Below are 234 nucleotides of genomic sequence, written 5' to 3'. Positions count from 1 at the left end.
AGTCTCGGCGGATCTCGGCACCGGGCGCGCAAGCGTCGGAGCGGTGCTCGACTTCGCCTGGGCGGCCGGCGAGTTCACGGCGACCGAGGTCATGGCGGGCACGTCGTTGACCCGGTCCACCGCGATCGACGCGATGGACACGCTGCTCGACGCCGAGGTGCTGCGCGAGCTCCCCAACGCCCGCGCGGTCGGCAGCTACCGCTCCGGCCGCCCCGCTCGCCGCTTCTCCCTCTC

Annotated in this window: 1 protein-coding gene; it reads left to right on the top strand. The window is 73.9% G+C overall.

The window, feature by feature from the left end; translation table 11 throughout:
• The coding region (locus SB658_RS27690) for a hypothetical protein (protein WP_410603788.1) at nt 1–234 on the top strand (234 nt) is incomplete at both ends.

The sequence above is a fragment of the Bacillus sp. SIMBA_008 genome (assembly GCF_046535495.1).
In the GTDB taxonomy this organism is placed as follows: Bacteria; Bacillota; Bacilli; order Bacillales; family Bacillaceae; genus Bacillus; species Bacillus subtilis.
Note: the sequence above shows the minus strand (reverse complement) of the source record. Positions and strands in the feature narration are given on the sequence as shown.